Raw genomic sequence first — 19,470 nt, 5'->3', positions numbered from 1 at the left:
TATGGCCAGCATATCATCGAGCATGGGATCGGCCAGAGGGCTGGCCTCCTACGGGGCGGGGGAACGGCAGGAGGCCGGCCCTCCGGCCGATTTCGCGTTCGGACATCCCCCCTGCGCCGGATCGGTCAACGCCCCGAGCGGCCAGGGGGCTGGCCTCCCACGGGTGCCCCGGCCGGGTCGGCGGGCCCCGGCGGATCGACGGGCCCGGCCCGTAGGAGGCCAGCCCCCTGGCCGATTTCGGCCCCGCCTCCTGCAGGGCGCGGTTACAGCCATATCGCGTCCCAGTGCGGATAATCGCCCAGATTGCGGACCAGCCCCGCACGCAGCGGATTGGCTGCGATATAACGGGCGATCGGCAACAGCTCCTCCTCCCGCCGGAATGCTCGGTCATGGAACCCCGGCTGCCACACCGCATGCCCGAGACGCCTGGACGTGACGGCCTTGATCGACCGAACCACCGTGGATAACGATTCCACCTCGCCCAGCGACATCAACCAGTGCAGATGCTCGGGCATCACCACGAAAGCGAGGGTCTCCGCGTGGTTCTCCCTGTCCGCGTAACGCAGCGTACCGATCAGGGCGCGGGCGGCCCACAGATCCCGAAAAACCGGCTTGCGGTCACGCGTGACCGTGGTCACCAGATAGATACGGCCGGGTTCGGAATACCGGCCCCGGCGAAGGGCCTCGGCATGAGGGCGGCCATCCATGGCGCGTTTCTCCAGCTTGTGTTCCCTGAGCCAGAAAGCCTATCGCGCTCCCGGATGCCCGCCAACCCCCGACCCGGCAGGAGGCCAGCCCCCTGGCCGATCCGGCGTTCGGGCATCCAGCGCGGCCCCATCGGCCGGAGGGCCGGCCTCCTACAGGGCGGGATCAGGTCGTAGGAGGCCAGCCCCCTGGCCGATCTGCCCGGTGCGTCTTCTGGCCCCGATCGGCCAGAGGGCTGGCCTCCTACGGGTCCGGCGTGGGGTGGTGTTCCTTCAACCATTCCTTCAGGGCCGCGTCCATGCGCGTCTGCCAGCCCTTTCCGGTTGCGCGGAACGCGTCCACCACCTCCGGTGACAGGCGGATCGTGATTCGTTCCTTGGTCACTTCGGACCGTGGGCGACCGACCGGACGAAGGTTCGCGAACTCCTGTTCATCGGGCTCATGGGTGTCCGGATCCGCAGCGATGCCCTCGTTGACCCGGGTTTCCTCGTCGGCATCGTTCAGCGCGACCCGGCGGCCGTCACGTAGCGTTATAAATTTGGGCATAGCGAAGGATCTCCCGGTTGTTGGCCTTGCGCAGGCTGATAATGCGGCGAGCGGATCCCCGGTCCGTGAAGACGACGCAGTACAGCCGTTTTTCCCGGAGGGCGTACCCCGTCATCCGGCATTCGCCGTAATCGGCCCTGCGGTCCTCTATCGCCAGCAGCGTGTCGCAGTCGAGATGCGCGGCGTCGGCCAGGGAGACACCGTGTTTGGCCAGATTCGCGGCTTCCTTGTCCGCATCAAATTCGATCTCCATTTGAATATTGTATGTACAAAAAACATGTGCCGCCAGCGCCACCCGGCGCCGGAGACAGCCCGGACGCACAATCGGCCGGAGGGCCGGCCTCCTACCGGTGGTAGGGTTCGGCCTGTGGGAGGCCAGCCCCCTGGCCGATCGGGCGCCGGAGACAGCTCGGACGCACAATCAGCCGGAGGGCCGGCCTCCTACCGGTGGCAGGGTTCGGCCTGTAGGAGGCCAGCCCTCTGGCCGATCGGGCGCGGGATGTCGGGGCCTGCGGTTGGCCATGGTTCGTTGCGCCTTGCTGTGCCATATTGGAGCTGTATGTGGCAGAGGATGAGAGCCGTGGCACAAAACGAAAACGAGGTGCAGGTTGGCGCACAAGGCAGGGTGGTGATCCCGGCGGCACTGCGCAATACCCTGAAACTGCGCCCGGGCGACCGCCTGGTCGCGCGTCTGGTCGGGGAGAGCCTGGTGCTGGAACGGCGTGAGATCGTCGAGCAACGGCTACGTGATCGATTCAGGCACATCCCGCGGGACGTCAGCCTCTCGGACGAACTCATTGACGATCGGCGGCGCGAAGCCGGGCATGAACACGGTGAACCATGACCACCGTGCTGGATGCTTCCGCCCTGCTGGCCTTTTTGCATGACGAGCCGGGCGGAGACAGCGTGGCGCGTGCCCTCGACGGCGGCTGCGTGTCCACCGTGAACTGGTCCGAGGTTCTCCAGAAAGCCCTGCAGCGCGGGGTCGACGTCCGGGGCATGCAGCAGGAGTTCATGGATGTCGGGCTGGTGTTCGAGCCATTCACGGCGCAACAGGCCGAGCTGGCCGCACAGCTGTGGGAATCCTCCCGCCGACATGGCCTGTCAATGGCCGACCGTGCCTGCCTCGCGCTGGCCAGAGACAAGGCCCTCCCGGTCCTGACCGCCGATCGGGCATGGAGCCAGCTGGACCTGGACATCGAGGTTCGCTCGTTGCGTTAACCCCGCCAGCCGCTTGTGTCCGGGTCCTGGCCGACGGGGCAAGACTGGCACCGGGCAGATCGGCCGGAGGGCCGGCCTCCCACAGGGAAGGGAGGGGTAGGAGGCCAGCCCCCTGGCCGATCGGGGCCCGACGACCCTCCGAGGCGGATCGGCCGGAGGGCCGGCCTCCTACCGGTCGGGTGTAGTAGGAGGCCAGCCCCCTGGCCGATTTGGCCCCGATCCGGCCCCGATCCGGCCCCGATGCGCCGGCCGGAGGCCCGCACTGGGGTATGATGCCGACATGGACGATACCGTGATCCAGCCCGTGATCCTCGCCGGCGGTTCCGGGACCCGCCTGTGGCCGCTCTCGCGCGAGGCGCATCCCAAGCAGTTCCTGGCCCTGCCGCAGGCCGATGGCCCGACGCTCCTGCAGCAGACACTCGCCCGCGTAACCAGCGCCTCCCTTGGTTCGACCACCCCCCGCGGGAGGCCGGCCCTCCGGCCGACCAGCTCCGGCGCCCGATCGGCCGGAGGGCCGGCCTCCTACCGGGCAGGGTTTGGTTGTAGGAGGCCAGCCCCCTGGCCGATGCCCCCGGAACCTGCTGCGGAGCCAGATCCGGGGCCAGCCCCACACCCCGCGCCAGGCTTCGCCCCCGCCCGGATCATCGTCGGCGCCGAACACCGGTTCCTCGCCGCCGAACAGCTGCGCAGCGCGGGATACACCGACCTGCCGCCGCTGGTGCTGGAACCCGAGGGCCGCAACACCGCCCCCGCCATCGCCCTGGCCGCGGCCTGTGAAGAAGCCGCCGGCCGCGACCCGCTGCTGCTGATCCTGCCCGCCGACCACCACATCGCCCGCACCCGCGACTTTCACGCGGCCGTGGCCCGCGCCACCCCGCTGGCTGAAGCCGGCTACCTCGTCACCTTCGGCGTCACCCCCGAGCGCCCCGAGACCGGCTACGGCTACATCCGCCGCGGCGAGTCACTGGGTGATGCCGGCGCCCGCGTGGCCCGCTTTACCGAAAAACCCGACGCCGCCACCGCCCGGCAATACCTGGAAGAGGGCGGCTACCTGTGGAACGCCGGCATCTTCCTGTTCCGCGCCTCGCGCATACTGGCCGAACTGGAACGCCACGCCCCCGACATCCCGCGCGCCGCGCGCGCCGCCATCGCCGGCGCCCAACACGACCTCGACTTCCTCCGCCCCGACCCCGACGCCTTCCGCCAGGCCCCCGCGCGCTCCATCGACTACGCCGTGATGGAAGCCACCGACGCCGCCGCCGTCACCCCGCTGGACGCCGGCTGGACCGACATCGGCTCCTGGGAGGCGCTGGCCGCCCTGCAGGAACCGGACGTCCACGGCAACCACACCCGCGGCGACACCGTACTGGAGGACTGCAGCCGCAGCCTGGTGGAAGGCCACGACACCCTGGTCGCCGCCCTCGGCCTGCAGGAGACCGCCGTGATTGCCACCCCGGACGCCGTTTTCGTCGCACCCCGCGACCGGCTCCCCGAACTGCGTGCACTGGTCGAACGCCTGCGCGAGCAGGCCCGCCCCGAGGTGCATCAGTACCCCACCGTGCACCGCCCCTGGGGCCATTACCGCAGCATGGAGACCGGCGAGCGCTACCAGGTCAAGCACCTGCACGTGCGCCCCGGCGCGCGGCTCTCCCTGCAGCGCCACCGCCACCGCGCCGAACACTGGATCGTGGTCGCCGGCACCGCCCGCGTCACGCGCGGGGAAACCGTATATGATGTGCGGGAAGACCAGTCGACCTACATTCCCCTGCACGAGATCCATTGCCTGGAGAACCCGGGCGAGGAACCGCTGGAGGTGATCGAGGTGCAGACTGGGGATTATCTTGGGGAAGACGATATCGAGCGGTTGCGCGAATGGACGGAGTAGTCGTTGCTGAAGCAAAAATCAGAATGGGCGCGTCCGGATTCTGGCATCCATTCTTCCGCCCGGTTTAGTGGCACCGGTGTGAGTTTCAGACAGCAGCTATTGCGGGGCAGTGTGGGGAGCATCGCTGTCAAAGTCACCGGCACGGCGATCGGCTTTGCCCTGGCCGTGGTGCTCGCGAGGCTTCTGGGTCCGGAAGGCTACGGCACATACGCGTTCGTGTTGGCCTTGCTCAGCCTGTTGGCGATTCCGGCGCAGGCTGGCCTGCCCCAGCTCATGGTCCGTGAGACCGCCAAGACCGAGGCGCGGGAACAGTGGGGCCTGATGCGAGGGCTCTGGCGCTGGGGCAACGGCTTCGTGGCGCTGTTTTCCGCCGTGATGATCGTCGTCGGTGCGTTGTTGCTCTGGTTCGGTGAACCATGGCTGAGCGAAGCACGATGGCAAACATTGGCCGTCGGGCTTCTGCTGGTGCCGTTTCTTGCCCTGGGAAACGTTCGCGGTGCGATTCTGCGCGGACTACGACGGACCGTCGTCGGGCAGCTCCCGGAAACCGTATTGCGCCCCGCGTTGCTACTGATCCTGGTGCTGTTGCTCCCGTGGCTGTGGGCGGACTTCGTCTTGTCGGCAGCCAGCGTAATGGCCCTGCACGCTGCCGCGGCGCTCGGGGTCTTTGTGATCGGCACCTTCTTGCTGTTGCGTGCTCGGCCACAGCCGGTTGCGTCCGGCCCGGTACCGGAATACGAGTCGGCGTACTGGCGCAACGCTGCCTTTCCATTGGCACTTCTGGCTGGTCTGCAGCTAATCAACCAACAGGTGGATATTCTGCTGCTTGGCCTCATCCAGACCGATGGCGATGTTGGCGTCTATCGGGTTGTCTTTCAGGTGGCTACGCTCGTCATCTTCGGTCTTCAGGCATTGAACCAGGTGCTCCAGCCGTATTACGCCCGGATGTATGCACAGGGAGAAATGGAGCGGCTGCAGCGCCTTGTGACCTACAGCGCACGCGTCATCCTGCTGATTGCCATTCCTCCGGTGATCGTGATGATCGCGTTCGGGGCACCCCTGCTCGAGTGGGTCTTTGGCGCCGAATACCGCGCAGGCGCCACCGCCCTGGCCATACTGGCGGTCGGGCAGCTTGTGAATGCGGCGATGGGATCGGTCGGCATGCTGCTGAACATGACCGGCCATGAACGCGATACAGTACGCGGGGTAGCGATCGCTGCAGTGTCGAATGTCCTTCTGAACCTCGCGTTAATCCCCATGTTTGGATTGGAGGGTGCCGCTGCCGCTACCGCCGCGACGCTACTTATCTGGAACCTGATTCTCTGGTATTACGTACACCGGCGTCTGGGGATTGAAAGCTCAGCCGTGTCAATTACTACCAAAAGCAACCGTCTCACTTGAGCCATCCGGATCGAGCAAGCTGAAAACGTGCCCTATGCTTTCTAATGAAACGCCCAATTGGTTACTGGAGGTATCGAGTGTCCCCATTTATGCTCGGCATCCGTTCGCGCTTCCCCCGCACTTATTCAGCCCTTCACGCCGCCGCAAAGGCTTGGAGGCCTTGCTTATCCCAGCCCGTAGCCTACAGTACCAGTCGACCGAACTCAGAGCCTTTCCTGATGATAGTGGGGGCAGGGCGTTCCGGTAACACCCTTTTCCGGCGCCTTCTGATGGAGCGCTCTCCCCTCTATATCCCCCCCGAAACCTACGTATTGGGAAAAATTGCGGACCTGAGATTGTCCGCCAGAGGGATCGGGTGGGCGTCTACAGTCGATCTGATGTTAGCAACCTTGGAGTACCACCCCGAGTTCACAACCTTCGACACCGCCAATTTGAGAGATCTTGCTCTAGAGGCAAAGGGCTGGCCAGAGGTCGACCGTACCGTAAATACCCTTCTTCTTGCGTTATACCGGACGCTCGCAAAAAACTGCGAAAGTGACGCAATATACTATGGTGATAAGACACCGCTAAACACGATGAACCTACATCGGATCGCGCCTTTTTTCCCGGATGCGCGATACGTCTACCTGCTTAGGGATGGTGTGGATGTGGCCAAGTCATACGTTGATGCCGGAATATATCCCGATATCTCTTCGGCGGCCAAGAGGTGGCGTGACAGCGTCCGCCACTGGGAAAGCTTCAGGGTGGGTATTGGCTCGGCCAGATATGTGGAGATCCGTTATGAGGATCTGGTGAAGAATCCGGAATCGGAAATAAGGAATGTGATATTTCACCTGGGTTTGCCCGTCAGGGATAGTGTGATCGACGTTTCGGCTTGTCTTGGTGATGTCGATAAGCTCGCCCACCATGAAAATGTTGCAAGACCCCCGTTTTCTGGATCCATAGGGAAGGGTAGAGTGCGTATGACACCAAACGAGGCGCGTCAGGTTCGACCAATCCTCAATCGATTTCTAAAGCGGTATGGCTATGATCGAGTATAGGTAGAACATCCGCGCGGTCTTGCTGGCATTCTGGCCTGCCTGGCTCTCCTTTTTGTTGTTAGCTAGGAGTGTGGGAAGGAGTGTAGGATGTCTCATTATGTAGCATTCGGTGTGCTTTGGTGTCCAGAAAGGTAAAGGTTATGTCATGTCGCGTTTGATAGTAAGTTGCACCACCACAAGCCGTCGGATGCGATTTCTGTATTACATGCTGCAGTCGCTTAAGGCGCAGACTGTTCAGCCAGATCTTATCCTGGTCAACCTATCCTCGACTGCCTATTTGGCGGATGATGGCGTGAACGATAGACCGGAATGGCTGGATGGAGATAACGTGTTGGTGAATTGGGTGCCGAATACCGGCCCCTATAGAAAGTTGTTGCCAGCTGTCGAAATCGCTGAATCTGACGATCTTATACTGACGGCCGATGACGATATCCTTTACGGAGAGAACTGGGTGGAACGGCTGGGGGAACTTGCTGGGAAGTATAAGGGACACATCGTCAGTGGGCGGGCTAGATGCATCAAGCGAAGCCTGACCGGAGGTTGGCAAAACTACCAGCTTTGGAAGCTCGTTGCTGAACCGATGTGCGGTTTCGAGATTTTGCCAACAGGAGGTGCCGGGGCAGTCTATCGCAAGGGTCTATTGGACCTGGACTTTTTGATGGATCCGATGTTCGCAGATCTGGCACCGACTACGGATGATCTCTGGTTTCGTGCGGCCAGCATGCGTAAGGATGTAAACGTCGCGGTCGATCCGCGCATCAGTCAGGATAATATCCGCCTGCGGCATGAACAGGGCCTGTTTGAGCATAATCAAGGTCGTGCACGGCGTTTGGGGGAGAAGGTAAGAGAGCAGACCGTCGGCAACGTGCAGGCCTGGATGGGGCTGCCTACGACCGAAAATGACCGGGCTTGGCGACGGATCATCCGATATTCGGATAGTTGGCCGAAAGGTCTTGTCGGTTTGTGAAGGCTATATATTCGGTTGGCGTGACTGAAAAGAACATGGGTGAGGTGTCCCGTATGTATGGCGAAAAAGGGGAGGGTGCTTGGGTGATCCGGTATGTGGGAGTGGGGTGGTGGTGCGGGTCGGGTAATGTAGCTTATTAGGAATTCAGCCGTATGTAATCCAATTCGTCTTGTAATGAGCATCCATTATTTGTGACGCTGTCGGTAGTAGTGGCTATGTGGTCGGCAAGCTCGATATAGCTGGCCATATTGGAAATGTGATCGTGCAGTGGCTGTTTGCGCTGGTGAATTCGTTGTGTGGCCGTTTCGGTGTCGATCTGGCAGTGAATAATTCTTAATGGGTTGGATGAGGTCCGGTGGCGAATGGCCATATATTGATCGAGGTAGTCCTTCGGATCCGGATGGTGCAGCGCCAGTGCAATGCTGGCCTGGGTAATGGATTCGTCGCAGAGTACGGGGCTTATGGGAGAGTGGTCCTGGCGGGTCTGAATGAACGCAACATCAAGGCATGCGCGATAAAGTAGCTGGATGCGCCGCGCGACCTGTGTAGCGTCCCCGCGAAGCTGTCCCAGTTCGCGATGGGCATGTTCGATCACGGGGATAAGGTCTTCGCTTCGGTCGCCCAGGGCACGCCACGCGCTGGATGGGGTGATCTGCTCGGCAAGGATATACCGCAGTGGCGGAATTGCGCAGGCGGCGGTATAGCAGAACGCAGCCAGTCGGGATCGGCGGCGGATTTCTCGGGCGAGATGGTTCGCCTTCGCTTTGGCCATGGACTCGGGGTGCGGGCGCAGGGCGGACGATCGGGTGAGTTGTCGGACGAGGGTAGTCTTGCCGGATCCCGGGGCACCGATCAGTTCGATGATTGGAGGAGAGGTGTCCATGGCCATATTTTATGGGCGCGAGGCGAGCGGGTGAACAAAGTCGATGAATGAATTGGCGCGATCGTGCCACGTGTCGCGTGCCGTTGAACCGGTCCACTCCGGGGGGGATGCGAGCGCGTTTTCGATTGCGTTGGCGAGTTCGCCCGGGGAGTCGGGCGGGTATGTCGAGACGACGCCAGGGGGAGTGGGTGTTGAAGCAAACGGCCCGGTACGGGCGGCGACAACAGGCAAGTGGCACGCCAGCATCTCGTGAAGCTTCTGGGGGTAACAATAGCTTCCGAATTGGCCGGGGACGTTGCAGATGACCCCGACGTCGAGAGCGTTCAGAACCAGTGGCACCTTCTCGACGGATATGTGTCCGAGGTCGTGAACCGGGAGATTGGTGGGTGGTTGCCAGGAGTCATCACGGGGGCCGGCGACCAGCAGGCCTGTGTCTCCACGTTTTGAGCCAAGGATGGCGGCGGCACGACTCAGGATGTCGATTCCGCGGTCGGAGGTGAGTGATCCCGCCGTTCCGAACAGACGCAGATCGGTGGACAGGTCCAGTTGTGCCCGGACCTGGTTCCGGTCGATGGGGCGAAATCGGTGGCCGTCCGCGGCGTTGGGCAAATGCAGGGTTCGGTGGGCACCGTGTTGCGATGCATATCGGCTGAGATCCTGTGAAGCGCATGTTACCGCATGGGCGTTACGGATTGCCGAGTGGAGCAGACGACGGAGCCCGGGAAGCCGGGTGAGACCGAAGGCTTCGTAGTTATCTTTCAGGTCAATGACTGAAGGGATGCCGTACCGGCCGGCTGCGCGTTCGCCGGCGACCGTAATCAGCGCATCCGACCCGGTCCAGATGAGATCCGGTTCAAAGGTCCGGATCGTCGCGCGGATCGCTCGAAGATAGCGGTCGAAGCGCAGCAAGGGACCGGAGCGGATTGGCAGGAGTTCCCAGCTAACTGCCGGGTCGGAGGGCGAGCCATTGTTCCCCTTCTCCTGTTCGGGTCGGTAGTCTGCGACCAGGCCGCGGACGTCGTGGCCCAAGCATGCGAGCTCTTCGGGGATCGCAAAGCATCGGCCATGGAGATGGGTTAGCGCGTCCAGACCCATGTGATGGCGTTTGGTGAGGACGAGGATCTTCATCCGAGGTCCCGGTAAAGGAGTTGGAAACGCCGGGCGGTCGCTTCGCGATCATAATTCTGCAGTGCGTGGCTCCTGCCCTGGCTCGCGAGGTTTCGTACCCGTTCGGGGTCATTCATCAGGGAGTGCAGAGCGCTGGCGATCTGCTCTGGATCGCCGGGGCGGACACGCAGGCCGCTCTGGTCGTCAGGTATCGGGTCGCGGACCGCGGGCAGGTCGGACGCGATAACCGCGCATCCGCAGCCCATGGCTTCCACGACGACCAGTCCGAAGCCTTCCTGGTCGCCGTCCGCGGCTTCAACGAAAGGGAAGACCGCGATGGCCGCGCGTCGGTAATACTCGGGTAGCGTGTGGTGGGGTACAGCGCCATGAAACCTTACCTGGTCGTCTATTCCGAGTTCGCGGCTCTGCGCCTCGAGTTTGGCGCGGAGAGGGCCGTCGCCAACAATGTCGAGGGTTGGGCGTTCCAGTGGTTCAAAGCGTTGGAGGGCTTCCAGGAGATGAGCGAGGCCCTTTTTCTCGACAAGGCGGCCCACGAAGATGAGGCGTCGGGGGTCGCGCTCCTGAGGAGGCGAGTCGCCGGGGCTGAACCGCTTGGTCAGGTCGGTACCCATGGGTATGACCGCCGGTGACGACTCGGGGTGCAGACGCCGTGCTTCTTCGGCCATGGCCTGGCTGACCACGCTGGTGGCGTCCACCTGTTGAAGAACCCAGCGTTTGATCCGAGTCATCAGGCCGCCCTTCAGGCCGAACAGATCGCCCCCGTGGGAAGTGCACAGGATCGGGATGTCTGTGCGACCCGCGAGGCGGCGGGCGATGAGCGCGGCGAGGCCCTGAGGGATGAGCCAGTGGGCATGGATGATGTCGACTTTGGGTTCGCGACGCAGCCGGAGTGCAAGACTGGCGATCTGGGCAAGAAAGAAAAAGGGAAGCTGGAGCGCCCGAACGGGTTTCTGCTTGAGCCGCTGCGTCATGCCTCCTTGATAGGCGGCGGACTCCCAGCGGGGGACCCAGTAAACGAAACGGGAGACCGGTATCTCCTCCAGTGTCTCGCGTCTGGCGGCGCCGGGGGCATGTGGGGCCAGGATCTCGACGGCGACATTGGGGCGCAGTGAGCGGGCCAGGTCGAGGATGAAGCGCGGCTCGGAGTCACCGGCCCAGCGCGGCAGCGTCGAGGCCGTCATCAGAACCCTTAAGCGGGGGCAATCCTGTTCGGAAGCATGAACCGTCATGGTCTCTTGCGGCATCCCTGGCTGCGGCCTTTCCTTGCGGCCCGTGCGTGGCCTTGGGTATGCAGGTCGGAGTCGGCTGAGGAACATAGCCTACCATGGGCGGCGAGAGATCATTGCGGAAAAGCGGGGGGCAGCCCGGCACCCGAGTGGTGGCGGTAGGGGGGTAAACGTGACGCTCAAAATGGCTCTCATTCCGTGGTTGGGCGTGGCGGTGGCGACCTGTGTGAGTTTTGTGGTGTGACCGTATGGTTCTGGTTCGCTTTAATCGCCCTCCGAGTGCGCATCCTTGTACATGAGCTGGGTAATCTGCTCGGACACCAGGCCGATCAGGAAGATGGTGACGCCGGCGGTGAGCATGAAGATGGTGGCCAGCGACAGCCGCCCCTGGGTGAGAAAGGTGAACGCGTAGTACCCCACGCCCAGCAAGCCGTGCAGGAACGCCACGGGCACGAACAGCTTGAGTGGCGAATAGAGCGTGCCGATCTTGAAGATGATCAGCAGGAAGCGGATGCCGTCCTGAATGGGGCGGATATGGCTCTGGCCAATGCGTTTGGCGGCGTGGATGGGCACGTAGCACACCGGGTAGCCGGCGCGGAAGAACGCCATGGTGATGGTGGTCGGGTAGGAAAAGCCGTTGGGCAGCAGGTGCAGGAACTCGCGGAACAGCCGCGCGCGTACTGCCCGAAAGCCGGAGGTTAGATCCTCGATCCGCTGCCCGGTCATGAAGCTGGCCAGCCGGTTGTAGAAGCGGTTGGCCAGGCCGCGGCCCACGTTGGCCTGCGAACCGCGCTGGCGCGCGCCCACTGCCATGTCGTAGCCGTTGTCCAGGCGTTCCAGCAGGCGCGGGATATCCGCCGGGTCGTGCTGGCCGTCGGCGTCCATGAACACCAGGATCTCGCCATGCGCCGAACGCGCCCCGCGCTTGATCGCGGCGCCGTTGCCCATGCTGTAGGGCTGGGTGACCACCCGGGCGCCGGCCTCGCGGGCCACCTGTTCCGTCTCGTCGGTGGAGCCGTCGTTCACCACCAGGATCTCGGCCTCGGGGAACTGCCCGGCCAGCGCGGAGACGACGGGACCGATGGCGGCGTCCTCGTTTTTGGCGGGGAGGATGATGCTCAGCTGCGGATCCATGCGCTTCACTCCATGTTGGCCTGCCCGGTCCTCGGGGCCGGGATCGGGTAATCCGGTGCGAGCAGGTCCTCGAGGATGGCCCCTCGCAGGTGCTCGCGCTCGCGCTCATAATACCCGGTTCGTTCGGTGTAGCGGGCGCGGATGCCGTCGATGTGCGTGCCTCGGGCGCGGGTGTCCAGCGGCGTGGTCTCCAGGAACACCAGGGCGTCTTCCAGATGGCCGGCGCTGGCGATGCGCGCGGTCACGGCCAGGACCCGCCCGGGCCGGGGTTCTTCGCCCAGGGAGCGCCGGTAGGCGGCCACCGCGGGTTCGATCTCGCCCTGGTCCAGGTGCACATAGCCGCGCCACAGTTCCAGGGTGGAGCCCAGGCCGGGGCGGTTGCGGGCCCGGTCGTCGGCCTCCAGCCGGTCGATGATGGCGAGCACGTCTTCGGGCTGGTCCAGTCCCGGGCAGCCTCCGCCGTGCAGGTGTTCCAGCAGGGTGTTCACCTGCGAGCGCTGCACCGAGCGTACCGCGCTCATGGAGGCGAGGGCGTCCAGCGTGCCTTCCAGTGGCTCATGCGGGTCGCGGCCGCGTTCGCAGGCGATGCCCACGGCACGGATGCGCCAGGGAATGCCCTCGGGGTTCAGTTCGATGGCTCGACGGATCAGCCGTTCTTCTTCCTCATAGTGCCCGGTCTCGCGCCAGAATCCGGCCAGGTAGTGCTGGGCACGGGCCGAGTCCTCGCGGGCCTCGGCCCAGCCGCGGGCCTGCTGGAAGGGGCTGCCCCACAGGTCCGCACGCAGCGCGGTCACCAGGGCCAGTGCGGCGATGACCAGCAGGGGCACCAGCGTACGGGTGAGCGCATCCGGGCGTTTCCAGCGCAGCCAGGCCAGCGCCAGCGGCAGGCCGAGCAGGGCGGCGGCCAGGTGGTTGCGGTGTTCGAAGTACAGCTCCAGCTGGATGAAGCTCGACTCCAGCAGATGCGCGGCCAGAAAGAACAGGATGGCCGCCGCCAGCGCCGGGAAGCGCAGTCGCCACACGATGGCCAGCGCGGCCAGGGTTATCCAGGCCGCCCAGGCCAGTGCCGTGGTCCAGGGGCTGAACAGGCCGGTGGAGACCGTAATATGGTCCTGAAACACCCCGCCCGTGACCGGTCGGGGCAGGGCCAGGTGGCCCACGTAATCCCACAGGATGCGGCCCTGGGTGAGCAGGCGCTCCAGCGCGGTAAAGCCGCGCGTGCCCGGGTCGTCGCTCAGCAGGGCCCCGGCGCGGGTGGCCAGATAGGCCAGCAGCAGCGCGACGGGCACGCCCAGCACGATCCGCCGCCACCAGACAAACCCGCGGGTCGGCTGCAGGCCGTGCCGCCGCGCATGGGCGGCGAGGATGGTCCCTTCCAGCACCAGCGCCAGCAGCGGCAGCAGGGCCCCGTTTTCCTTGGAGAGCACGGCCAGCAGGCCGCACCCGCCGATGCCGCCGGCCATACCGAGTACCGTGGCCGGGCGGACCTCGGGCGGGTGCGCCAGCCGCGTGCGCACGTACAGCCACAGCCCGGCCAGCACGAACAGTGTGGCGAGCTGCGCCATGCGCTGCACCACGTACAGCGTGGTGGAGACCCACAGCGGGTGCAGCAGCCACAGCGCCGTGGCCAGCAGGGCCACCAGCGCGGCGGTGCGGGCGTCTGCCTCCAGTGCCCGTGCCAGCCGGTGCAGCAAGCCGAACAGCACCACGCCGATGGCCAGATGGATGAGCACGTTGGTGTGCTTGAACGGCTCGGGATCCGCCGGCCAGTTGCGCGCATCGATCAGGAACGAGGCCATGGCCACCGGCCGTCCGGTGGGGCCGGCAAAGCCCGAGAGCACGTACAGCCAGAATGCCTGCAGGTTGTCGATGGTGCCGTAGAAACCGAGCAGGGCCAGGTTGGTCAGATCATCGAAGATGAAATCGCCGGACAGGCCCGGGCGGTAGACCAGCCAGGCGAGGGCCAGCAGAAGGAGCAGGGCCAGCCTTGCGCGCCATGCCGTATGAGATCGAACGGAGTTCAGCCGCGTCATGGCATGACCTCCCCATGGGGCCGGAGCTCGCCCGGTTCGATCTCGCCCGGCTCGATCGGGTCCGGCTCCTGTCGGCGTTCATCGAGCTGGGCCTGCAGGGCGCGTCGGGTGCTGCCGTGCCGGTCGGCCTCTGCCGCACGCATCAGGCTCTGTTCTGCCTGGTGCAACATTCCACTGACGATCTGAAAACGCGCCAGCCGCAGCCAGGCCACCTCGTTGCCGGGGCGGTGGGCGGTTTCCTCGAGCAGGAGTTCGTACCCGCGTTCGCGCTCGCCCGCGACGTTGATCAGGAAGTCGGCCAGCGCGGGGCGCAGGCGGCTCCGGTCGGGATGGAGCTCATAGGCCGTTTCCAGCACCCGCTGCAGCCGCTGCGGGTCCAGATCGATGGTGCCGTCGGCCTGCGCGCGCGCCAGCGACATCAGCGCACCCACGTCCTGCGTGGTCAGCGGCCCGCGGCGGATGTATTCCTCCATGGCGGTCCACCATACAGGGTCCACGTTTAGTCCCGGGTGCCGAGCATGTTCGAAGATCAGCCCCTGATAGGGCGTAAGGGTGGCGCCGGGCAGGCGGGCGGCGCGCTGCATCTGTTCAATGGCCAGTCCGTATACCGGCTGGCCCGGTTCGGCGCCTGCCTGAATCAGGATGAGGCCCAGATGGTAGCTGGCCCGTGGGGAGTCTTCCTGCCGGGTTCCTTCGAAGTACGCCAGTTGCACCGGATCGCTCCACTCGCTGGCCCGCAGAAAGGTGAGAAACCCGTAGAGTGCGATCAGGCCGATCACGGCTGCCTTGCGCGCGAACGCAAGCGAGTCGCCTGGCCGCCCCGAGAGCAGCACCCCGAACACCGCCATGATCAGGCCGGCCGAGGCGATGTGATTGCGGTGCTCGTACACCAGCTCCAGGCCGATGATGGTGGACACCAGCAGGTGCGGGATGAAGAAGAACAGTATCCCGAAGGTGATGAGCGGGTGACGGCGCCACAGCGCGAAGGCCCCCGCGACCAGCCCGAGCAGGCCCAGCGCTGCCGGCAGGCTGGTCCAGGGGTCGTTCCAGGCGCGGGCGAGCGGGAAGGCATCGTGATACAGGGTAAGCGTGCCGGGTGCGGGCGCGACGATGTTGCGCATGTAGAACCACATGGCGTGGGCCTGGGTCCACAGGCGCTCCCACAGATCGAACGGGCGGTTGGGGAGCTCGGGGTTCACCGGCAGTACCGTGGCCAGGCCGGCCACGCCGGGCAGCACCAGCACCAGGCCGAACAGCCAGTAGAGCCCGCGCCGGGTCGCCGTACCGGCCGCGCCAAAGCCGAACAGCAGCCATTCGGCCAGCAGCGCGAACACCGGCAGCATGACCCCGCTTTCCTTGCTGAGCACGGCCAGGGCCGTGCCGAGGCCCAGCCCGCCCAGCACCAGCGCCCAGCCGCTGCGCAGACGCCCGCGTTCGATCCGCAGGCGCCCGAGGATGTAGGCAATGAGGCCGGCCAGCATGAACAGCGTGGCCAGCGCCTCCATGCGCTGGACCACGTACAGCACGCCGGTCAGGTTGATGGGGGCCAGCGCCCAGGCGGCGGCTACGGCCAGAGCGAACATCGGCAACGGAACGACCAGGCTCAGGCCATGGCCGCGCCGTTCGGTCAGGCGGTGCTCGAGCCGGCGCGCGACCAGCAGCGCCAGGGCAAACACGAGCAGCGTGTTGATCAAGTGGATCACCACGTTGGTGATCTTCATCGGGAACGGGTCCAGCCCGAAAAAATAGCGTTCCAGGGCGAAGCTGCCCATGGCGATGGGCCGGTTCAGGCGGCCGGAATCCGCGGAAAACGCCGCGGCGCGCAGCTCGGCCCACGACAGGTGATCCATCTCCAGGGCGGCGTTGTCCACGATATTGGGCATGTCGTCGAAGACATAACCCCCGGTGCTGCCGGGCGCGTAGACCAGTGCAACAGCCGCCAGCAGGGCGACCAGAAGGATGGCGCTCAGCGTGGTACCGGATAGGGTGCGGGAGGGTCCGTTCACCGTGGCCTCGTGGCGGATGTCTGGAACTGCGGGGAGGGGGTGGAAAAAGAACACCCCGCCGGAGCGGGGTGTTCGGTGCCGGTATCAGCCGATGATCGGCTGAAGGTCAGCCCGGCTTACTGACGGCAGTCGGTCGGCAGGTACTTGGTTTCCAGGTCGCCGGGGCGGCAGTTCCACTGCAGACTGCCGGCGGACGTCGTGGCCGAGAACTCCAGCGTATCCCCATCGATGGCGGCGTTGGCCTGATTGCCGAAGGTGATCGTGATGATGCCGTCGGCGTCGCTCGGCTCCTCGCCAGACGTGCCAGCATTAACATGGGTCACGTAAGAGCCGGTGATCTCTTCGGAGGGTTCCAGACCGTATGAGGCATTGTCGGAGGCGAAGGCGCCGCGCTGGTTTACATATTCGGCCACGGCGGTGCGGGCACCGGCGGCCAGCGACATGCCTTCCGAGACCTGGGCGCGGACGGTGTAGTCCTGGTAGGCCGGCAGGGCGATGGCCGCCAGGATACCGATGATCGCGACCACGATCATGAGTTCGATGAGGGTGAAACCCTTCTGGACTTGCTTGCGCATGGTGTTGCTCCTTGCTCTTGGGAGTTGGTCAGGGTCCTGCTAAACCCTGCCTGAAAGTATGCAATCGTAATGCCAAGTATTGCAATACTACGGGCGGGGAAATTTGGGCCAGCTCAGTCGGCCCGGCATCCCGAGGGCAGCAGGCGGGTGGGGACGTCCCCCTGGCCCAGGCACTGCCAGGTCAGCCCGGAGCTGGCAGTGGAGGCGGAGAACACCATGTAGCCGCCGGCCACGCGTGTATTGGCATCGTTCCCGATCAGGGCCCGGATGGTGCCGTTATCATGCACCTCAATGGATTCGGTGTAACTCCCCGCATATCCCTGAGGGTCTTCCAGCCCGGCCGATTCGTTGGAGGCGGGGAAGTGGCCCCGTTCGTTGTAGAACTCTTCCACGGCATTCCGCGCCGGGCCCACGAGCGAAACGCTTTCCGCGAGCTGTGCCCGCACCTGGTAGTCCGCGTAGGCAAACAGCGCGAGGCTCGCGAGGATGCCGATGATCGCGACCACGATCATGAGTTCGATCAGCGTGAAGCCCTTCTGGATGAGTTGTCGCATGTGGATGCTCCTTTGTTTTTTGTGCGGGCAATCACATTCCGTGCCAACTCATTCACCCCGAGTGTGACGGCGATTGTCAGTCTTGGGTGACGAAATTGGTCACCCCGAGTGACAACCTTTGTCAGTTTGCGGGTATTCCCGAGTGTGCCCATCGGGATTGTCGCCCCGGCCGGTAGTCGCTCTTGTATGCCCCCGCTGCCCGGCCAATAATCCTTCCTCCCCCACGCAGGAGCGCATCCCCTGCGCGTGGGGGTGCTGGACATGCCCGATCGGCCAGAGGCTGGCCTCCTACGGGCCCGGTACCCTGTGGGAGGCCAGCCCTCTGGCCGATCGGGGTCTGGATGCGCCCCATCGTGCAGGAGCCTGCTTGCAGGCGAACAGCCGGAGCCCGGGCGCACGCACGTCCGGTTCGCGGCCGAGGCCGCTCCTACGCGGCCCCCGCCACACCGGTCTGTGGGAGCCTGCTCACAGGCGAAACGCCAAGGTTGGATACAAAGAACAATGATTAAATTCCGGGAAACACGCTACGTCGCCCGCCTCGCCATGCTCGCCGCCGCCCTCGTGCTCCCCGGCGCTGCGGCCGCCGACGTCACCGTCCACGCGGTGTTCGACGGCCGGGCGGTCCTGTCGGTGGACGGCGAACGGGCCGTGGTGGCCGAGGGCGAGAGCGGCCCCGGCGGGGTTCGGGTGCTGCAGGCGGGCGGCGGACGCGTACAGGTGGAGTTCGCGGGGGAGACCCGCTGGCTGGAGCGCGGGGCGGGGGAACCCGCTTCCACAGGGGCTGGCGATGCGGATTCGGCCGATGGTGAAGCTGCGGGCCGTGAGAGAGAGGCCGCCGACCCCGGGATCACCGTGTACCCCGATTCTCGCGGGGTGCACAGCCTGACCGTGGGCGTGAACGGCCGGGCCATCACCATGGAGGTGGACCGCGAGGCCGAATCGGTGATGCTGCGCGAGCGCGATGCCGAACGCGCCGGGGTGGACGCCGACGCCGGCAATACGGTGCACCTGCGTACCGAGCGCGGCCGCGTGAACGCCCGCCGCGTGACGCTGGATGAAGTGCGGGTGGGCGGCATCCGCCGCAGTGGCGTGAGCGCGGTGATCGTGCCGGACGATCACATCCACCGGGCGCGCCTGGGGCGGACCTTTCTCGATCGGGTGGAGGTGGAACCCAGCGGTGACGCGCTGATTCTGCGGTAGGGGGTGCCCCGGTTCGCCTGCGAGCAGGCTCCCACAGGCCGATGTGGGGGTGCGTGGGAGCGGCCTCGGCCGCGAACCGGACGTGCGTGCGCCCCGGGTTCCGGCTGTTCGCCTGCGAGCAGGCTCCCACAGGCGGGTGGCGGGTGCGTAGGAGCGGCCTCGGCCGCGAACGGACGTGCGTTTGCCCCGGGCCCAACCTGTTCGCCTGCGAGCAGGCTCCTGCAGGCGGGTGGGGAGGCTGTTCGTGTGCGGGCACACTCCTACGATGGGCGATGTGTCCTTGCCGGTCCACGGGGGGTATGATCCAATACGCTCCGTTCGTTCAGGGGGTGAACGGCGCCGGCCGTGCGGATGCATCCGCGTGTTCGCGGGTCGCCCCTCCCGGCGCCGACGTGCCGAAAGCCCCTCGAAGGCGGTGAATTGCAGCGAGACGAGATCCAGTACCGCATTCTGAAGATCCTTCAGGACCATCCCGAGCTGAGCCAGCGCGAACTGGCGGAACGGCTGGGGGTGTCGGTGGGCAGTGCGCATTATTCCCTGAGGGCGCTCATCGACAAGGGCTGGGTCAAGGCGGGCAACTTTGCCCGCAGTGAGAACAAGACCCGCTACCTGTACAAGCTTACCCCTCATGGCGTGGCGGAAAAGGCCCGGCTGGCCCGTGCGTTCCTTAAGCGCAAGCGCGAGGAGCATGCCGCCATTCAGGCGGAGATCGCGGCGCTGGAGGAAGAGCTGAGGCAGAGCCGGGAGGAGGGGTGATCGGCCGGAGGGCCGGCCTCCTACGGGGTGCCGGGTTGTCGTAGGAGCGCAGCCCTCTGCGCGATTGGGGTGTGCCCCGGGGGCGATCGGCCAGAGGGCTGGCCTCCTACCGTGTTGTAGGAGCGCAGCCCTCTGCGCGATGGGCGTGTCCCGGGCCCGATCGGCCAGGGGGCTGGCCTCCCACGGTGTAGGAGCGCAGCCCTCTGCGCG

Annotated in this window: 19 protein-coding genes; 8 read left to right on the top strand and 11 right to left on the bottom strand. The window is 65.2% G+C overall.

Features of this window, described 5'->3' with window-relative positions; translation table 11 throughout:
* Positions 1–263: 263 nt before the first annotated feature.
* The 3 genes from F790_RS0112305 to F790_RS14330 form a co-directional block, all read right to left on the bottom strand.
* Positions 264–707, bottom strand: coding sequence for a transposase (locus tag F790_RS0112305; RefSeq protein ID WP_019591848.1), 444 nt, complete (start codon positions 705–707; stop codon positions 264–266).
* A 241-nt stretch (positions 708–948) separates the two neighbouring features.
* Complete coding sequence (locus F790_RS0112300) at positions 949–1,251, bottom strand: BrnA antitoxin family protein (protein ID WP_019570951.1); 303 nt, start codon at positions 1,249–1,251, stop codon at positions 949–951.
* Entirely contained in the window at positions 1,226–1,504 is a 279-nt protein-coding gene (locus tag F790_RS14330) for a BrnT family toxin (protein WP_024329979.1), read from the bottom strand. Before F790_RS14330 ends, F790_RS0112300 begins: the two co-directional genes overlap by 26 nt.
* A 327-nt stretch (positions 1,505–1,831) precedes the next feature.
* Between F790_RS14330 and F790_RS0112295 the strand changes: the two genes are divergently transcribed.
* From F790_RS0112295 to F790_RS14555, 6 genes are all read left to right on the top strand, one after another.
* Positions 1,832–2,095 carry an AbrB/MazE/SpoVT family DNA-binding domain-containing protein gene (locus tag F790_RS0112295; RefSeq protein WP_019570950.1) on the top strand — a complete coding sequence of 88 codons (264 nt, stop codon included), beginning with the start codon at positions 1,832–1,834 and terminating at the stop codon, positions 2,093–2,095.
* Positions 2,092–2,472 carry a PIN domain-containing protein gene (locus F790_RS0112290; RefSeq protein ID WP_019591846.1) on the top strand — a complete coding sequence of 127 codons (381 nt, stop codon included), beginning with the start codon at positions 2,092–2,094 and terminating at the stop codon, positions 2,470–2,472. Before F790_RS0112295 ends, F790_RS0112290 begins: the two co-directional genes overlap by 4 nt.
* Before the next feature lie 280 nt (positions 2,473–2,752).
* Positions 2,753–4,357, top strand: a complete 1,605-nt coding sequence (locus F790_RS0112285; protein WP_026332955.1) for a mannose-1-phosphate guanylyltransferase/mannose-6-phosphate isomerase — start codon at positions 2,753–2,755, stop codon at positions 4,355–4,357.
* Between the two features lie 3 nt (positions 4,358–4,360).
* Positions 4,361–5,758, top strand: coding sequence for a flippase (locus tag F790_RS0112280; protein ID WP_231363097.1), 1,398 nt, complete (start codon positions 4,361–4,363; stop codon positions 5,756–5,758).
* A 44-nt stretch (positions 5,759–5,802) separates the two neighbouring features.
* Positions 5,803–6,798, top strand: coding sequence for a sulfotransferase (locus F790_RS14325; protein ID WP_081647445.1), 996 nt, complete (start codon positions 5,803–5,805; stop codon positions 6,796–6,798).
* Between the two features lie 205 nt (positions 6,799–7,003).
* Positions 7,004–7,765 (top strand): glycosyltransferase family A protein, encoded by a 762-nt coding sequence (locus F790_RS14555; protein WP_156002776.1) that lies wholly within the window; start codon positions 7,004–7,006, stop codon positions 7,763–7,765.
* Between the two features lie 136 nt (positions 7,766–7,901).
* Here the strand turns inward: F790_RS14555 and F790_RS14550 are convergent, their stop codons facing one another.
* From F790_RS14550 to F790_RS0112240, 8 genes are all read right to left on the bottom strand, one after another.
* Complete coding sequence (locus tag F790_RS14550) at positions 7,902–8,654, bottom strand: AAA family ATPase (RefSeq protein WP_156002778.1); 753 nt, start codon at positions 8,652–8,654, stop codon at positions 7,902–7,904.
* A 3-nt stretch (positions 8,655–8,657) separates the two neighbouring features.
* On the bottom strand, positions 8,658–9,776 hold the full coding sequence (locus tag F790_RS13905; RefSeq protein ID WP_024329981.1) for a glycosyltransferase: 1,119 nt from the start codon (positions 9,774–9,776) through the stop codon (positions 8,658–8,660).
* Positions 9,773–11,020, bottom strand: coding sequence for a glycosyltransferase (locus F790_RS0112265; protein ID WP_019591841.1), 1,248 nt, complete (start codon positions 11,018–11,020; stop codon positions 9,773–9,775). The genes F790_RS13905 and F790_RS0112265 overlap by 4 nt, the downstream gene beginning before the upstream one ends.
* Positions 11,021–11,266: 246 nt before the next feature.
* Positions 11,267–12,136 carry a glycosyltransferase family 2 protein gene (locus tag F790_RS0112260; protein ID WP_019591840.1) on the bottom strand — a complete coding sequence of 290 codons (870 nt, stop codon included), beginning with the start codon at positions 12,134–12,136 and terminating at the stop codon, positions 11,267–11,269.
* 5 nt (positions 12,137–12,141) lie between these two features.
* A complete protein-coding gene (locus tag F790_RS0112255; RefSeq protein ID WP_019591839.1) occupies positions 12,142–14,169 on the bottom strand; it encodes a lipopolysaccharide assembly protein LapB in 2,028 nt (675 codons plus the stop codon).
* The gene (locus tag F790_RS0112250; RefSeq protein ID WP_019591838.1) at positions 14,166–16,175 is read right to left on the bottom strand and encodes a lipopolysaccharide assembly protein LapB; all 2,010 of its coding nucleotides are present in this window, start codon (positions 16,173–16,175) and stop codon (positions 14,166–14,168) included. The genes F790_RS0112255 and F790_RS0112250 overlap by 4 nt, the downstream gene beginning before the upstream one ends.
* A 116-nt stretch (positions 16,176–16,291) precedes the next feature.
* Entirely contained in the window at positions 16,292–16,750 is a 459-nt protein-coding gene (locus tag F790_RS0112245) for a pilin (protein ID WP_019591837.1), read from the bottom strand.
* A gap of 113 nt (positions 16,751–16,863) precedes the next feature.
* Positions 16,864–17,304: a pilin gene (locus F790_RS0112240; protein WP_019591836.1), complete on the bottom strand. Its 441-nt coding sequence runs from the start codon at positions 17,302–17,304 to the stop codon at positions 16,864–16,866.
* A 543-nt stretch (positions 17,305–17,847) separates the two neighbouring features.
* Between F790_RS0112240 and F790_RS0112235 the strand changes: the two genes are divergently transcribed.
* Complete coding sequence (locus F790_RS0112235) at positions 17,848–18,504, top strand: TIGR02281 family clan AA aspartic protease (RefSeq protein ID WP_019591835.1); 657 nt, start codon at positions 17,848–17,850, stop codon at positions 18,502–18,504.
* A gap of 420 nt (positions 18,505–18,924) precedes the next feature.
* Positions 18,925–19,260: a MarR family EPS-associated transcriptional regulator gene (locus F790_RS0112230; protein WP_018871111.1), complete on the top strand. Its 336-nt coding sequence runs from the start codon at positions 18,925–18,927 to the stop codon at positions 19,258–19,260.
* Positions 19,261–19,470 lie beyond the last annotated feature (210 nt).

Origin of the sequence: Thioalkalivibrio sp. ALE20 (genome assembly GCF_000381405.1) — a bacterium.
Lineage (GTDB): Bacteria > Pseudomonadota > Gammaproteobacteria > Ectothiorhodospirales > Ectothiorhodospiraceae > Thioalkalivibrio.
This window is presented reverse-complemented; position numbering and strand designations above follow the sequence as displayed.